We start from the raw sequence: 14503 nt of genomic DNA on the forward strand, positions 1-14503 counted from the left end.
CTGCTCGATGAAAGGGCAGCCGCCATGTTCAGGGGCTATCGAGCAAGCGGCAGCGCCACGCCAATCACGGCAAACAGGCTGCCGCAGCAGCGGTTGAAACCTTTACCCCCCTTGGCCAGCCACGGCCGGATGCGAAACGCCAGGCGCGCCAGCAGGTACTCGACCAGAAACTCGACGCTGGCAAAGGTCGCCGCCATCACCACGAACTGCAGCATCAGCCCGCGCTGCGGGTCGATGAACTGCGGCAGGAAGGCGCCATAGAACAGCAGCACCTTGGGGTTGGCCATGGCCGACAACAAGCCTTGGCGGAACAAACCTGCATTGCCAAGGCGTGCACTGCGGTCGGTCAACTCCAGGTGCAAACCAGGGCTACGCCACAGCTGGATACCCAGCCAGACCAGGTAGGCGCCGCCCACCCATTTGAGCACGCTCAACACGGCGGCCGACGTCTGCAGCAAGGCGCTCAGGCCAAACATGGCCAAGGCGATCAGCGCGCTGAAACCGAACACGCCGCCAACAATGGTAAACAACGTGCGGCGGGCACCATACAGGGCGCCATGGGTCAGGGCCAGCAGGCTGTTCGGGCCGGGTGTCAGTGACAGGCCGATGCTGGCCAGCAGGTAGATGAGCCAGGTGTCGAGTGCCATGATGCTTGTAACCTTGGTGACTGGGAGGCTGGCAGTCTAAGGCGCACAGCCCCATCAGCAAGGGTATGATCTGGACATTGAATAGTCGTTTCTGGACGCAATGCCATGCTGCCTGATATCCGCCTGCTAATCCTGCCGTTACCGGATTTTGCCCTGCTGCCATTCGGTGGTTTTCTCGACAAATTGCGTTTCAGCGCCGACGACGAAGACTACAGCCAGCAGCGCTATTGCAGCTGGAGCGTGGCAGGGCTCACCCTCGACCCGGTGCCGTCGAGCAGCGGTGCGGTGGTGCAGGTCGAGGCGAGGGCCGACCAGCTCGATCTGGCCAGTTTCGACTATCTGGTGGTGTTCGGCGGGCGCAACGCCATGGCAACGGCTGCATTGGCGCCGCACTACCAAGCCTTGCTAAGGCAAGCCGGCAAAGCCGGGGTCAAGTTGGTGGGGGTCGACAATGGCGCCTTCCTGTTGGCTGCGTGCGGTTTGCTCAGGGGGCACAAGGTGGTCGTGCACTGGCGTCACGAAGCCGAGTTCCGAGCAGCGTTCCCACAGGTGCAGGTGCTGCGCGATCAACTGTATTGCATAGATGCAGGCCGTATCACCTGCGCTGGCGGCACGGCGGCCATTGACCTGGCAGTGGCACTGTTGTCACTGTCCTGTGGGCGAACCCGGGCGCTTAAAGGGCTGGCCGACATGCTGGTGGACGAAACCCGCGACAGCCGTCATGCCTTGCGCTCGCTGGAGCCGGGCGTGGGCCAGGGGCGCCAGGTACAGCGGGCACAAGCCCTGATGCGCCACCATTTGGGCAACCCACTGGCGGTGGAGCAACTGGCTGCTGAACTGGGTATCAGCCGGCGCCAGCTGGACCGGCAGTTCCAGGCCAGCCACGGCATGAGCGCCAAGGCCTGGTGGCTGGAAATGCGCCTGCAGCAGGCGCGCTGGCGCTTGCTCAACTCCAGCCACAGCCTGGCGCAGATTGCCGATGAGGTGGGGCTGGGCGATGCCAGTTACCTGGGTAAATGCGTCCGGCGGCGGTTTGGCTGCACGGCCGTGGCGTTGCGGACAGCCAATCATCCAGGCTGAAACCCGGCGCAGCATTCACTGCGGTGTGCCGAACAAGCCGGTCCAGTAGATCCCGGCATCGCTTTTCGGGTCCACGGCATAGGCGGCACCCAGCTCACGGAATTCCGGGTTCATCAGCGTGGCGCAATGCCCCGGGCTCTCCAGCCAGCCATCAACCACCTTGTGCGCGGTGTCACGCCCGGCTGCGATATTTTCCCCGACTTGCTGGTAAAGGTAGCCTGCCAGCTCGGCCCGGTCACCGGGCGTGCGGCCATCCTTGTCGATGTGGTCGAAGAAGTTCTGGTTGGCCATGGCCCGCGTGTGGTTGGCAGCCACCCCGGCCAGCACTGTGCTCCAGCTCAACGCGGGGGCTGCGGCGAACGGCTGGCCGCCGCATTGGCGCGGTACCTTGCGCGCCGCGTTGATTTCTTGCAATACCTTCTGCCCCTCGGCCTGCCAGTCGCCCAGGCGGCCACTGAGCAGCGGCCGGGCCAGCACGATGCGCCAGTCGCGGCCCTCCTGGCTGACGCCGATATCGACGAACTGCGGGTCGAGCACCACTTGGCAGAAGCTTTCTTCGATGGCACGCATGGCCGCACGTGCATCGCGTGGCCCCGACAGGCTGATGGCCTGGACATTGACCATGGGGTAGGCGGCGCGGGTCATGGCCTGCTGCAGGTCGCGGGTGCCCTCTGGCGACAACGCCAGGCGGGTGTCGCTGTTGAGCGGGGGCAGCTCCAGCGACGCCTCACCACCGCAGGGCTGGGCCTTGCTGCGGTAGACATTGATCGACTCGATCAGTTGCGCCTCTTCGCCGGTGACAGCCAGTGCCCCGGTCGACATGACCAAGCCCAGCGACAAGGCGGCAACGGATGACAGGACGCGCATGTGGATCTCCCTATGACTGGCAGCGTCGTGGTATGCGCTGCTCATCCTACACAAGCCTGGGGCTTTTGGCCCTAGCGGGTGTAAAGCAATGACGGCGCCGGCAATCGCTGCTGGCGGCATAAGAGGGAGTAGACCAATGGTCGCCGGAAAAGTGCGATGAGTTGCTAATCATTCGTATCGAGCTAGCGCGTTCGGCTGTGTACGCATCACCGGGCCAACGCCTGGTTCGGCCTGTAGAACAGGAAGTGCGTGGTCTGCGCAGTCTTGCGGTAAGCCTTGGCCCAGTCGGGGTGCACCGTGCGGTCGTGGAAGTACAGCGCACCGCCGGTAGGGTCTTTCAATTGCTGGTTGAGCGCCTTGCGTGCAATTTCTTTGGCCACAGCGTAGCGTTGCGCTTCCTCGACCTGGTCAGGGCGCCCGTCGCACCACCAGGAAAACTGGCAGGCCTTGGTTTCCACGCCCTGCTTGACCACGCCGCAGATGGTATCGGGGAAGCCATCATGGCCCAGGCGATTGATCACAACACTGGCCACGGCTGACATGTCTTGCGCATCGGCGCCCTTGGCTTCCCAGTAGATGGTGCGTGCCAGGCAGGTGAGGCTGTCGTCCAGCGGCGCCTGGCCGGCCGGGTCGACTGCCTGGGCTTCGCTTGAGGTCAGTTTTTCCGTTTTTTTCGGAGGTGGTGCATCGTTGGCCACCTTTTCTTCCAGCACTTCGGCCTTGCCTTCGGCCACTGCGGCCTTTGCCGTGTCGGCCGCATGCAAGGGGCCTGCGATCAGGGCCAAGGTCAAGCCAATCACTATCCAGGTAGCGCGCATGGCAGTGCTTCCGAAAGGGGGGCTGATTGCCAGTCTAGCCAAGCGTAAGCATTAATACCAAAGGCAGGGTGGCCGCGGCAGCTACGGTCTGCAGGGCAATGATGGTGGCCATCAGGGGGGCGTTGCCACCCATCTGCCTGGCCATTACATAGGAGGACGAGGCAGTGGGTAGGGCCTGGAACAGCACCGCCACCACCGCGGCCTGGCCACTCAGGCCCAGCACGCGGCACAGCCCCCAGGTGGTCAAGGGCATGACCAGGAATTTGAACGCCGACGCTGCCATCAGCGGGCGCACCTGCTGGCCCAGGCTGGCCCCACCCAGCGCTGCGCCCACACACAACAGCCCCATCGGTAGCGCCGCCTGGCCCAGCGCCTTGACGGTGGGTTCGATGCCTGGCGGCAAGCCCAGGCCCGTCACCCGCAGCAGCAGGCCGCCGGCACAGCCGACGATCAACGGGTTGGCGAAGATTGCCCGTAGCACCGTGGTCGGTGAACTGTGGCGGGCGCTGAAACGGGCGAACACCAGCACGCAGAGCAGGTTGACCAAGGGCACGATGGCGGCATTGGCCACCGCTGCAAGGGCGATGCCGGCGCTGCCGTAGAGGCCGGCGGCCAGGGTGGCACCGATGTAGTTGTTGAAGCGGATACCGCCCTGGAAGACCGAGGTAAAGTCAGCGCCATCGTGGTTGATCGCGCCTTGGTACAGCACCAGCAGCACGGCGCCGGCCAAGGTCGAGAGCATCAGCACACCGACCATGCCCATCACCGGTACGCCGTCGAGGTTGGCGGTGGCCAGGCCGTGCAGGAACAGCGAAGGTAGCAGTACGTAGTAGCTCAGGCGCTCAGCGCCGGGCCAGAAGCTTTCGGCCAGAAAGCCGCGCAGGCGCAGGAAGGTACCCAGGGTAATCAGCAGGATGATGGGTAGCAGGGTGGTCAGCAGCAATTGAAGCATGGTCGACGTTCCGTGGTCGGGTACGGGCACAGACTACGGGTGCGAAATGGTTTGTAAAACCGTTGTTTTCTGCACTGACTGTTGAGAATAAATGCATGTTTCGCAGGGGGGCGCTTTGCGCCCCAATCGCGACGCAAGGCCGCTCCCACAGGGTTGAGTGCAGCACGGACCCTGTGGGAGCGGCCTTGCGTCGCGATTGGGCTGCAAAGCAGCCCCTGCATTCTCAAGCTTCAAGCGCAGTCTTCAACACCGCACTCAAATGCCGCCGTTGGCTTTTCTCATGCTCCAGCAACACCACCCGCCGGGTCAGTTGCGGTTCGCCAAACGGCAGGCAGGTGGCTGGCGGCAAGCGGTTCAGGTCGTCGTCTGCCATGGGAATGATCGCCACACCCAGGCCCATGACGGCCATGCTGGCCAGGGCCTCCTGGCTGTCCAGTTCCATCTGCTCGCTCACCTGCAAATGCTGGCGACGGAGCTCCTGCTCGATCTGTCGCCCGGCCCAGGCGCGCTTGTCGAAGCGCAGGAAGGGTTGACTGGCAAGCAGTTCTCGTACGCTACGGCCGGCCAGTTCGGGGCTGGCGATGGCCCAGAAGCGGTCCTCGAACAGTGGTGTGAAATCCAGGCTCTGTGGGTACGGGCTGACGGGCTCAGTGGTGATGGCCGCGTCCAGTTCACCGTCCTCCACCCGACGTGCCAGCTCCGCCGACATGCCCGAGGCCACGCTGATATGCAGCTGCGGGTAGTGGGCCTTGATCCACACCAGCGCCTTGGGCAGGCGCCGCGCCAGTACGGTGTGGATCGCGCCCAGGCGCAGGCGGCCGCGCAGGCTCGGGCCGCTGGCCAGGGCGTCGGCCAGTTCGTCGTAGGCAGCCAGAATGCTCTCGGCGCGGGCGACTGCCAGTTGGCCTGCTTCGGTCAGCACCACCTGCCTGCGGCTGCGGTCGAACAGGGGGACCTTTAACTCGTCTTCAAGGGTTTTGATGTGCAGGCTCACCGCCGAAGGGGTAAGGCTGAGCAAGTCGGCTGCGCGGGCAAAGGTGCCGTGGCGGGCGATGGTTACCAGGGTGCGCAGGGCTTTGAGAGACATGCGGAAGCGGTCCGGTTACAAGCTGACAGGGCAGTATTGTCAGGCCCGGCCCTGTCGCCGGCAAGCCAGGGCCGCGACAGGCAACCTTGTTCAGCGCGCAATACGCCCATACGCTTGGCTGATCCGGTCGATCACCATGGCCAAGGCGACGATCGCCAGGCCGGCCTCCACACCCTGGCCGACGTTCAGGGTCTGGATTCCCGCCAGCACATCCTCACCCAAACCGCGGGCACCGATCATCGATGCCACCACCACCATCGACAAGGCCATCATTACCGACTGGTTGAGCCCAGCCATGATGCTTGGCAGCGCCAGTGGCAGCGCAATGCGCCGTAACCGCTGCCAGCGGCTGGCCCCCAGGCCGTGTGCGGCCTGCAGCAGCGAAGGGTCGATCTGGCTCAGGCCCAGTTCGGTCAGCCGCACCAGTGGCGGCAGGGCGTAGATCAGCGTGGCGAACACGGCAGGGACCTTGCCCAGGCCGAACAGCATCAGCACCGGGATCAGGTAAACGAAGGCCGGCAGCGTCTGCATCACATCCAGCACGGGTAACAGTAGCCGCCTGGCCAGTGGCCGGGACGCGAGCAGTATGCCCAGCGGCACGCCCACCAGCACGCACAAACCGGTGCTCACCAGTACCAAGGCCAAGGTTTGCAGCAGCTTGTCCCACAGCCCGAGCATGCCAATCAGCGCCAGCAGCGCCACCAGTACCGCGCTGCGCAGCAGGCTGCGGCTGGCGTGCCAGGCAAGCAGGCCAACCAGCAGCAACAACAGCCACCAGGGCAGCAGGCGCAGCAGGTTCTCCAGGCCGACCAGCAGTTGCAGCAGCTGGTCTGAAACCGCGCGCAACTGATCGCCGTAATTGAGTACCAGCCAGTCGACCAGCCTGTTTACGCTTTCAGCGAAAGAAAACTGCAGCGCTTGGGGAAAGCCGTTGCTCACAGGCTGCCCTCGACCTTGTCGGCGACGTCTGCGGGCAGCCAGGCTTTCCACACATCGCGATTGTCACGCAGGAAGGCGAGTGCGGCCTCGCGCGGTGGCGGGCGCTTTTCACTCATGACGGCCAGCGCCTTGTTGAGCCGATCGATCGGCAGGTCGACCTGCTCGAACACCGTCACCAGGTCCGGGTAGCCATCACGGAAGGCCTTGGATACGCCGATGGACAGTTTCGCCGGCAGTGAGCGGCTGCCCTTTGGGTTAGGGTTGCCGGCATCTGTCAGGGTGGCCCAGGCCTGGGCATCGAACGGTGGTTCTTGCAAGCGGATGAGTTTGTATCGCCCCATCAGCGGGGTCGGGTTCCAGTAGTAGAACAGCACCGGCTGGCCACGGCGGATGGCGGAGGCGATTTCGGCGTCCATCGCCGCACCGGAGCCACTGCGAAAGTTCGTGTACAGCTCATCCAGGCCATACGCCTTGAGTTTCTGGCTGTTGACCGTTTCCGATGTCCAGCCGCTGGGGCTGTTCAAAAAACGGCCCTTGTCGGGTGACTCGGGGTCACGAAATACCTGTGGGTAGCGCTTGAGGTCATCGACGCTGCGCAGTTCGGGCGCCAAAGGCTTCAGCTTGCGAACAGCGTCGCCCTCGATCACGTACGCGGGTACCCACCAGCCTTCTTCTGCATTTTTGACCGTGTTGCCCAGTGCGAAAACCTGGCCTTCCTGTTCCGCCTTGACCCACGCAGGGCTGCGCCCGGCCCACTCTTCGGCGATCACCTGGAGGTCGTTGCGGGCCAAGGCCACTTCCATGCTGACGGTGCTGCCGGGCAGGGTGTCGGTGGCGTAGCCATAGCCGCGTTCCGCAATCAGCCGCAAAATTTCGGTGGTGAGGGCGCCGCTTTCCCAGCTTATGGCACCAAAGTGGATGGGGGAGGGTTGCTCTGCCGATACAGCACTGTCGGTGCTGGCCAGGCCTACGGCCAGCAGCATGCCGGCCAGCAGCGTTGAAAACTTGTTCATCCAGACCTCGTCGTTTACCGCGCCTTGGGGGTGGGGGCAAGTGTAGACGACGAGGTGTTGGCGCAGGGCAGGGCTGCTTGGGGCGGCCCCGTTTACTCAAACGCGGAACTGGTCCATCAGCGCCTGCTGCTGGTTGGCGAGGCTGTTCAAGGACTGGCTGACACGCGCCGACTCGTTGGCCTGCCCCGACAGCGATTCGGTGACATCGCGGATCGTTGCCACGTTGCTGTTGATCTCTTCGGCCACCGCGCTTTGCTCCTCGGCGGCCGAGGCTATTTGCAGGTTCATGTCGGTAATGACCGTCACCGCCTGGCCGATACGCTGCAACGCAGTCACGGCCTGGCTAACCTGTTCGACCCCGACCTGGGCCTGACGGTGGCTGTTGTCCATGGCACCGACCACTTCGCGGGTGCCGTCCTGCAAGGCCTCGATCACCTGGCGGGTTTCTTCCACCGACTCCTGGGTGCGTCGGGCCAGGTTGCGTACTTCATCGGCAACCACGGCAAAGCCACGGCCGGCTTCACCCGCGCGGGCGGCCTCGATGGCGGCGTTCAGCGCCAGCAGGTTGGTCTGTTCGGCAATCGAGCGGATCACTTCCAGCACCGAACCGATCTTCTCGCTGTTCTGCGCCAGGCCTTCGACTTCGGCCATGGCGTTGCTCATGTCGGCGGCCAGGGCATCGATGCGTTGGGTGGTGCGGTCGATGACTGCCAGGCCTTCGCGGGTGGCCTGGTCGGCATCGCGGGCGGCCTGGGCGGCCTGGGAAGCGCTGCGTGCCACGTCCTGGGCGGTAGCGCTCATTTCGTGCGAGGCCGTGGCCACCTGGTCAACCTGGCGGTATTGCTGCTCCATGCCGGCGCTGGTTTGCGTGGCAATTGCCGAAGACTGGTCGGCGGTGCCACGGGCAGCCTGCACCGAGCGTTTGACCTCGGCGATGGTTGGCTGCAGCTTGTCGAGGAACCGGTTGAACCAGCCGGCCAGTTCGCCCAGTTCGTCCTGCTTCTGATAAGTCAGGCGGCGGGTCAGGTCGCCTTCGCCGCTGGCAATGTCCTTGAGCATTGCGGCTACGCCGAGGATCGGCCGGGTAACGCCGCGGGCCATCAACCACACCATCAGCAGGCCGGCAATGGCTGCCGCCAGCCCCAGGCCCAGCTCCAGCAGGGTACCGCTGGTGTTGAGCGCGTCCAGTTCCTGCTTCAGTTTTTCGGCAGGCCCGGTCAGTGCGTTTTCCGGCACATCCAGCAGCACGCCCCAGGGTTGCGCGTCGGGGATCGGCCGGAACGCGGCCATCACCTTCAGGCGCTGCTGGTCGTGCAGGATGGTCATCTTGCCATCGGCCAGCTTGCGTACCAGCTCGGCGCCCTTGGCCTTGTCTACCTGGTCGAAGCGCTGGGCCAGCTTGCTGGCATCGGCGCTATAGCCTGCCAGCAGGCCGACCGGGCTGAGGATACCGACCGTGGTGCGGCCCTCGTACAGGCTGCGGCTGGCCTCCTGGCTCAGGGCCTGCAGGCTGTTGAGGTTGATGTCGATGGACAGCGTGGCAAGGGTCTTGCCGTTGACCACCAGCGGGAAGACGATGCTGGTCATCAGCACTTGCTGGCCATTGATGTCATAGAAGTAGGGCTCTACCACGCACACCTTGCCAGTGGTACGCGGGCAGACCCACCAGGTGTTGGCGGGCTGGCCGCTGGGGCCGATCTCGGTGTTGGCCATGTCCTGTTCAGGCAGCGCCATGGCGGTCAGCTGGCCGGGGCGCGGCTGCGACCAGTACAGGGCAAAGCGCCCGGTTTCGTTGCTGCCAAGCTCCGCCTTGCCGGCGAACAGGCTGTCTTTGTTGTCCAGCGCGTTGGGCTCGAACACCAGCGACAGGCCGAGCAGGTCGGGGTTGGCCTGCAGGGCGGTGCGCACTTGGCGTGTCATGTCTTCGCGCAGGTCAAAGGCGTCAAGGTAGCGCTTTTCTGCCTGTTCGCGCAGGAACAGCACCTGGCGGGCGAAGCCGGCGCCGTACTGGTAGGCGTCCATGAACTGACGACGGATGTTCAGCGCCTGCACCTCACCCTGTGACTCGATGCGCGATTGCGCCGCTTCGGTCAGCATCTGCATGCTGCTGGCCTTGACCAGGTCCGAGCTGTGGTCCATGCGATATAACGACAGGCCGACGAGCAAGGTGACGATGCCGGCCAGGCAGAGGCCGGCGAGCAGGGTGATCTTCCACTGGATGGAAAGTTGGCGCAAAGGCATGGGGCGGATCCCTTTTCCGGGCTCTAAGGGTTTTGGCTTTCAGGCTGGGTCAGGCACCCCCAGCGCAACACGTTATCGGCCCACCGCGTTTTTTCTTTATTCAAACATTCAATTTAAATCCAGCCCCGCTGCGTAATGTGCCGCAACATGGCGCTTTTGACATCTGCAGCCTACTGCTTCAGAGTGCGCGCTTTTTTCTGTCGTAATGAGGTAAGCCAACCATGAATGCAGTGATCGCCGCGGTCGGCATCATGCTGATACTCAGCCTGTCCCGCGTGCACGTGGTCATCGCCCTGATCATCGGTGCCCTGGTCGGTGGGCTGGTGGGCGGCCTGGGCATCGAGGGCACGTTAAAGGCGTTCAACGGTGGCTTGGGCGGTGGTGCCACGGTTGCCTTGTCCTACGCTCTGCTGGGCGCTTTTGCCGTGGCCATTGCCAAGTCGGGCCTGGCCCATGCCTTGGCTGACCGTGCACTGGCCATGATCGATCGCCAGGGGCACACCAATGGCGGCAAGGTCAAATGGCTGATGATCGGCCTGATGCTGGTGGTGGCGGTGTCGTCGCAGAACATCCTGCCCATCCACATTGCGTTCATTCCGCTGCTGGTGCCGCCGTTGTTGTATGTACTGACCCGCCTGCGCATCGACCGCCGGCTGATCGCCTGCGTGATCACCTTCGGCCTGATTACCCCGTACATGTTCTTGCCAGTGGGCTTCGGCAACATATTCCTCAATGAAATCCTGCTGGCCAACGTCGCGCGCGCCGGTGTCGACGTGAGCGGTGTCAACGTCACCCACGCCATGGCCATCCCCGCTGCTGGCATGCTGGTCGGCCTGCTCCTGGCGGTGTTTATCAGCTACCGCAAGAAGCGTGACTACGACCTGGCGCGCATTGAGCAGGTGGAGCAGGTGAGCGTGCAGTACAACCCGCTGACACTGCTGGTGGCCGGGCTGGCAATCGCCGCCGCGTTCATCGTCCAGTTGCTGCTGGACTCGATGATCATCGGCGCCATGGTCGGTTTTCTGATTTTCTCGCTGTCAGGCATCGTCAAATGGAAGGACACTGACGGCCTGTTTACCGAAGGCATGAAGATGATGGCCATGATCGGCTTCATCATGATTGCCGCCTCGGGTTTTGCTGACGTCATGAAGGCCACCGGTGAGGTGCAGAGCCTGGTGGAAACCTCCGCCCGGTGGATCGACCACAGCAAGGGCATCGGTGCCCTGATGATGTTGCTGGTCGGGCTGCTGGTGACCATGGGCATCGGCTCGTCGTTCTCCACGGTGCCAATCCTGGCCGCGATCTTTGTGCCGCTGTGCGTGCAACTGGGCTTCGACCCGCTGGCCACCGTGTGCATCGTCGGTACTGCCGGTGCCTTGGGGGACGCAGGCTCGCCGGCCTCTGACTCGACTTTGGGGCCGACCTCGGGCCTGAACGTAGATGGTCAGCACCACCATATCTGGGACACCGTGGTACCGACCTTCATCCACTACAACCTGCCATTGCTGGCGTTTGGGTGGTTGGCAGCGATGACGCTGTAAGGGGAGGGTGTCAGCCCTTGTTGGGCGGCGGTGAGATGCGGTTGAGCACGGTGCTGCCGTCCTTGCTGCGGGTCAGGTAAATCGGCAGCACCTTGGGCAGGTTGTTGACCAGGCGGGCGACCTCGCGGGTGTTGTAGATACCGCTGATGCGGATGCGGCCGGTGCTGGCATCGGCCAGCTGCAGCGGCGCGTCGAGGTAGCGGTTGATCACTGGCAGCGCTTGCTCCAGGCTCAGGTTGTCGAGCACCAGCTTGCCACTGCGCCAGGCAAGGCTGTTGGTGTAGTCATTGCTCTGCTCCAGCTGCGGCTCGAAATCGCCCTTGTGGTAGCTGGCCTGCATCCCCGGGCCCAGGCGGTAGCCACCGGCGTTGCCGTCGCTGGATACCAGTACCGAGCCTTCCACCAGGGTGACCTTGACCTGGTCCTGGTACTTCCACACGTTGAACTGGGTGCCAGTGACGCGGGTCTGGCCATTGCCGGCATGCACGATGAACGGGTGGTTGCTGTCGTGCTGCACCTTGAAGAACGCCTCGCCGCGCTTGAGCGTGACCTGGCGCTGGTCCTTGTAGTTGAGGTAGGTAAGCTCGGTGTGGAGGTTGAGCTGTACCGTGCTGCCGTCGCTCAACTCTATGGTCTGCATGCGGTCGCCGGCTTCGAAGTGCTGGTAGTGGTTGGGCAGCCAGCCTTGTTCCCAGCCCACCCAGCCGGCCAGCGGCAGCACGGCCAGGGCGATGGCGGCAGCAGATGCCAGCGGACGCCAATTGCGCGGGCGTGCGGGTAGACGGGTGGCCGGGTTGAAGTCGACGACGGTGGCGTTGCGTGGCAACAGGTCGGCGGTTTGCCAGATTTCCAGCATTGCCTGGTATTCCTCGGCATGCCGCGGGTCCGCCGCCAGCCAGCGGGCAAACGCCTCGCGCTCGCCCGCCGTGCAGTCTTCAGCGTGCAGGCGCATGCACCAGTGCGCGGCGGCGTCGGTGATGGCATCGTCAGGGCTGGTGTTGAGGCGGTCGTGGTTCATTGCGGCTCCGGATTTTGCATATTCTACCCTTGCTAGAGGGCTCCCGAGAACCAACGTAATGGCGAATGACTATCAGTTGTGACGGTTTTTCATCGGATTTGCAACGGTTTTTCAGCGTTTGAGAACCCTTCGCGTGCCGCCAGGGAGGCGGAAATCCATGGGGCTGCCTTGCAGCCCATCGCGACAAAAGGCCGCTCCCACAAGTAATCGCGCACCTCTTGTGGGGCAACTGTGTTGTACGAAATCACAAAGCTTGCGCGATCACTGTGGGAGCGGGCTTGCCCCGCGAACACGGGCGAAGCCCGTGCCATGCACCGCGTGGCCTGCTTCGCGGGCATGCCCGCTCCCACGGGTAATGCGCAGGCTTCAGAACTGCGCCGGCTCCAGCCCATAAAGGCTGCTGCTGCCCGCCCTGATACTGGCTTCCAGCCCCAGACCACGCGGCAGCACGCGCTGGAAGAAGAACGCCGCACACGCAAGCTTGGCACCATGAAACGCGTCATCCTCGTCACGTTTGGCCAAGGCCACCGCCGCCATCCGCGCCCACATATAGGCATACGCCGTCAGCCCGAACAGTTGCAGGTATTCAACCGCTACCGCGCTGACCAGGTTGGCATCATCGCCTGCTCGCGCCTGCAGCCAGGCGCTGGTGGCCTCCAGTCGCGCCAGGCTCGCTTGCAAAGCCTCGCGGTGCAGCGGTGCATCAACACTGAACGCACGTACTTCGGCGGCAAAGCTGGCCAGCGCCTGGCCACCGTCGCCCAGCACCTTGCGCCCCAGCAGGTCGAGTGCCTGGATACCGTTGGTGCCTTCATAGATTTGCGCAATGCGCACATCACGCACCCGTTGCTCCTGCCCCCATTCGCGGATGTAGCCATGGCCACCGTATACCTGCTGGCCGAGCACGCAGCTTTCCAGGCCGTTGTCGGTGAAGAAGGCCTTGGCCACTGGCGTCAACAGCGCCACCAGGCGCTGGGCGTGCTCACGTTCACCGGCGTCTTCGGCGTAACGCGCCAGGTCCAGTTGCTGGCCGACGTAGGCGGCAAACGCCCGGCCACCTTCGGTGAGGGTGCGCATGGTCAGCAGCATGCGCCGTACATCGCCATGGTGGATGATCGGGTCGGCAGCCTTGTCCTGCGCTTTAGGGCCGGTGGCGGCACGGCTTTGCAGGCGTTCGTTGGCATAACGGGCGGCGCTCTGGTAAGACGCTTCGGCGCAACCGAGGCCCTGGATGCCGATGGACAGGCGCTCGTAGTTCATCATGGTGAACATCGCCGCCAGGCCTTTGTGCGGTTCGCCCACCAGGTAACCCTTGGCATCGTCGAAGTTCATCACGCAGGTGGATGAAGCCTTGATGCCCATCTTGTGCTCGATCGAACCGCAGTGTGCGGCGTTGCGCGCGCCCAGGCTGCCATCGGCCTCGATCAGGTATTTCGGTACAAGGAACAGCGAGATGCCTTTGGCGCCGGCGGGCGCATCCGGCAACTTGGCCAGTACCAGGTGGATGATGTTCTCGGTCAGGTCCTGCTCGCCACCGGTGATGAAAATCTTGTTGCCGCTGATGCGATAGCTGCCGTCGGCCTGGGGTTCGGCCCGGCTGCGGATCAGCCCCAGGTCGGTGCCCGCGTGGGGCTCGGTCAGGCACATGGTGCCGGCCCAGCGGCCTTCGTAAAGTGGCGGCAGGTAAATGGCCTTGAGCGTCTCGCTGGCGTGGGCATCGATGGCCAGGCAGCTACCAGCGCTCAACGCCGAATACAGGCTGAAGCTGCAGTCGGCGGCATAGAGCATTTCTTCGAACAGCACCCCTAGCATTTTCGGCATGCCCATGCCGCCAAATGCCGGGTTGCCGCCCAGGCCGACCCAGCCGCCTTCGCGGTAGGTTTGCCAGGCTTGGCGAAAACCGTCTGGCGTGGTGACCTGGCCGGCGGCGAAGCGCACACCTTGCTCGTCGCCGTTACGGCTGAGCGGGGCGATCAGCTGGCCAGTGACTTTGGCGGCTTCTTCCAGGATCGCATCGGCGGTGTCGGCATCGATGCGCTCGGCCAGGGCGGGCAGGCGGGCCCACAGGGCCGGGGCGTTGAACACGTCATGCAGGACGAAGCGCATGTCGCGCAGCGGGGCGGAGTAAGTAGTCATCAGGGGCTCTTGAAGTGAAGACGATATCTGTGAAAATTGCGCCGTACCCGTGCAGGAGCAGCCTTGTGCTGCGAAAGGGCCGGCATGGCTGAAGGTAGTCTTCGCCGGTGAGGGCCTCTTCGCAGCACAAGGCTGCTCCTGCAGGGAAACGTCGAGGCCGTTAC

12 protein-coding genes and 1 pseudogene are annotated in these 14503 nt (G+C 63.9%); 2 read left to right on the plus strand and 11 right to left on the minus strand.

What is annotated here, in order from left to right:
* Positions 1-35: 35 nt before the first annotated feature.
* Entirely contained in the window at positions 36-647 is a 612-nt protein-coding gene (locus CKW35_RS04030; RefSeq protein WP_023048309.1) for a LysE family translocator, read from the minus strand.
* Positions 648-752: 105 nt separating this feature from the next.
* Between CKW35_RS04030 and CKW35_RS04035 the strand changes: the two genes are divergently transcribed.
* Positions 753-1727: a GlxA family transcriptional regulator gene (locus tag CKW35_RS04035; protein WP_016487429.1), complete on the plus strand. Its 975-nt coding sequence runs from the start codon at positions 753-755 to the stop codon at positions 1725-1727.
* Positions 1728-1742: 15 nt separating this feature from the next.
* Here CKW35_RS04035 and CKW35_RS04040 read toward each other — a convergent pair whose 3' ends face one another.
* The 8 genes and pseudogenes from CKW35_RS04040 to CKW35_RS28820 all read right to left on the minus strand — a co-directional run.
* Entirely contained in the window at positions 1743-2594 is an 852-nt protein-coding gene (locus tag CKW35_RS04040) for a CAP domain-containing protein (protein WP_060518254.1), read from the minus strand.
* Between the two features lie 206 nt (positions 2595-2800).
* On the minus strand, positions 2801-3412 hold the full coding sequence (locus CKW35_RS04045) for a cell wall hydrolase (RefSeq protein WP_016487427.1): 612 nt from the start codon (positions 3410-3412) through the stop codon (positions 2801-2803).
* Positions 3413-3446: 34 nt separating this feature from the next.
* The gene (locus CKW35_RS04050; RefSeq protein WP_095115161.1) at positions 3447-4364 is read right to left on the minus strand and encodes an AEC family transporter; all 918 of its coding nucleotides are present in this window, start codon (positions 4362-4364) and stop codon (positions 3447-3449) included.
* A 223-nt stretch (positions 4365-4587) separates the two neighbouring features.
* On the minus strand, positions 4588-5451 hold the full coding sequence (locus tag CKW35_RS04060) for a LysR family transcriptional regulator (protein WP_095115165.1): 864 nt from the start codon (positions 5449-5451) through the stop codon (positions 4588-4590).
* Positions 5452-5541: 90 nt separating this feature from the next.
* A complete protein-coding gene (locus CKW35_RS04065; protein WP_023048698.1) occupies positions 5542-6390 on the minus strand; it encodes a proline/glycine betaine ABC transporter permease in 849 nt (282 codons plus the stop codon).
* Positions 6387-7403, minus strand: coding sequence for an ABC transporter substrate-binding protein (locus CKW35_RS04070; RefSeq protein WP_095115167.1), 1017 nt, complete (start codon positions 7401-7403; stop codon positions 6387-6389). Before CKW35_RS04070 ends, CKW35_RS04065 begins: the two co-directional genes overlap by 4 nt.
* A gap of 96 nt (positions 7404-7499) precedes the next feature.
* Positions 7500-8255: a methyl-accepting chemotaxis protein gene (locus CKW35_RS28815; protein WP_371855220.1), complete on the minus strand. Its 756-nt coding sequence runs from the start codon at positions 8253-8255 to the stop codon at positions 7500-7502.
* A gap of 102 nt (positions 8256-8357) precedes the next feature.
* A pseudogene (locus CKW35_RS28820) lies at positions 8358-9644 on the minus strand (HAMP domain-containing protein); the annotation flags it as partial.
* A gap of 221 nt (positions 9645-9865) precedes the next feature.
* Between CKW35_RS28820 and CKW35_RS04085 the strand changes: the two are divergent.
* Positions 9866-11185, plus strand: a complete 1320-nt coding sequence (locus CKW35_RS04085; protein ID WP_016487421.1) for a Na+/H+ antiporter family protein — start codon at positions 9866-9868, stop codon at positions 11183-11185.
* Between the two features lie 10 nt (positions 11186-11195).
* On the opposite strand, the gene CKW35_RS04090 is transcribed toward CKW35_RS04085, so the two are convergent.
* Positions 11196-12203 (minus strand): FecR family protein, encoded by a 1008-nt coding sequence (locus CKW35_RS04090; protein ID WP_095115171.1) that lies wholly within the window; start codon positions 12201-12203, stop codon positions 11196-11198.
* Positions 12204-12569: 366 nt separating this feature from the next.
* A complete protein-coding gene (locus CKW35_RS04095; RefSeq protein ID WP_070086536.1) occupies positions 12570-14339 on the minus strand; it encodes an acyl-CoA dehydrogenase C-terminal domain-containing protein in 1770 nt (589 codons plus the stop codon).
* Between the last annotated feature and the right edge of the window lie 164 nt (positions 14340-14503).

It is taken from the genome of Pseudomonas sp. Irchel 3F3, assembly GCF_900187545.1.
GTDB lineage: Bacteria > Pseudomonadota > Gammaproteobacteria > Pseudomonadales > Pseudomonadaceae > Aquipseudomonas > Aquipseudomonas fortuita.

Coding starts and splice junctions, on each gene's coding strand:
- CKW35_RS04030 (WP_023048309.1), bottom strand. CDS start 647: ATGGCACTCGACACCTGGCTCATCTACCTGCTGGCCAGCATCGGCCTG.
- CKW35_RS04035 (WP_016487429.1), top strand. CDS start 753: ATGCTGCCTGATATCCGCCTGCTAATCCTGCCGTTACCGGATTTTGCC.
- CKW35_RS04040 (WP_060518254.1), bottom strand. CDS start 2,594: ATGCGCGTCCTGTCATCCGTTGCCGCCTTGTCGCTGGGCTTGGTCATG.
- CKW35_RS04045 (WP_016487427.1), bottom strand. CDS start 3,412: ATGCGCGCTACCTGGATAGTGATTGGCTTGACCTTGGCCCTGATCGCA.
- CKW35_RS04050 (WP_095115161.1), bottom strand. CDS start 4,364: ATGCTTCAATTGCTGCTGACCACCCTGCTACCCATCATCCTGCTGATT.
- CKW35_RS04060 (WP_095115165.1), bottom strand. CDS start 5,451: ATGTCTCTCAAAGCCCTGCGCACCCTGGTAACCATCGCCCGCCACGGC.
- CKW35_RS04070 (WP_095115167.1), bottom strand. CDS start 7,403: ATGAACAAGTTTTCAACGCTGCTGGCCGGCATGCTGCTGGCCGTAGGC.
- CKW35_RS28815 (WP_371855220.1), bottom strand. CDS start 8,255: ATGGAGCAGCAATACCGCCAGGTTGACCAGGTGGCCACGGCCTCGCAC.
- CKW35_RS04085 (WP_016487421.1), top strand. CDS start 9,866: ATGAATGCAGTGATCGCCGCGGTCGGCATCATGCTGATACTCAGCCTG.
- CKW35_RS04090 (WP_095115171.1), bottom strand. CDS start 12,203: ATGAACCACGACCGCCTCAACACCAGCCCTGACGATGCCATCACCGAC.
- CKW35_RS04095 (WP_070086536.1), bottom strand. CDS start 14,339: ATGACTACTTACTCCGCCCCGCTGCGCGACATGCGCTTCGTCCTGCAT.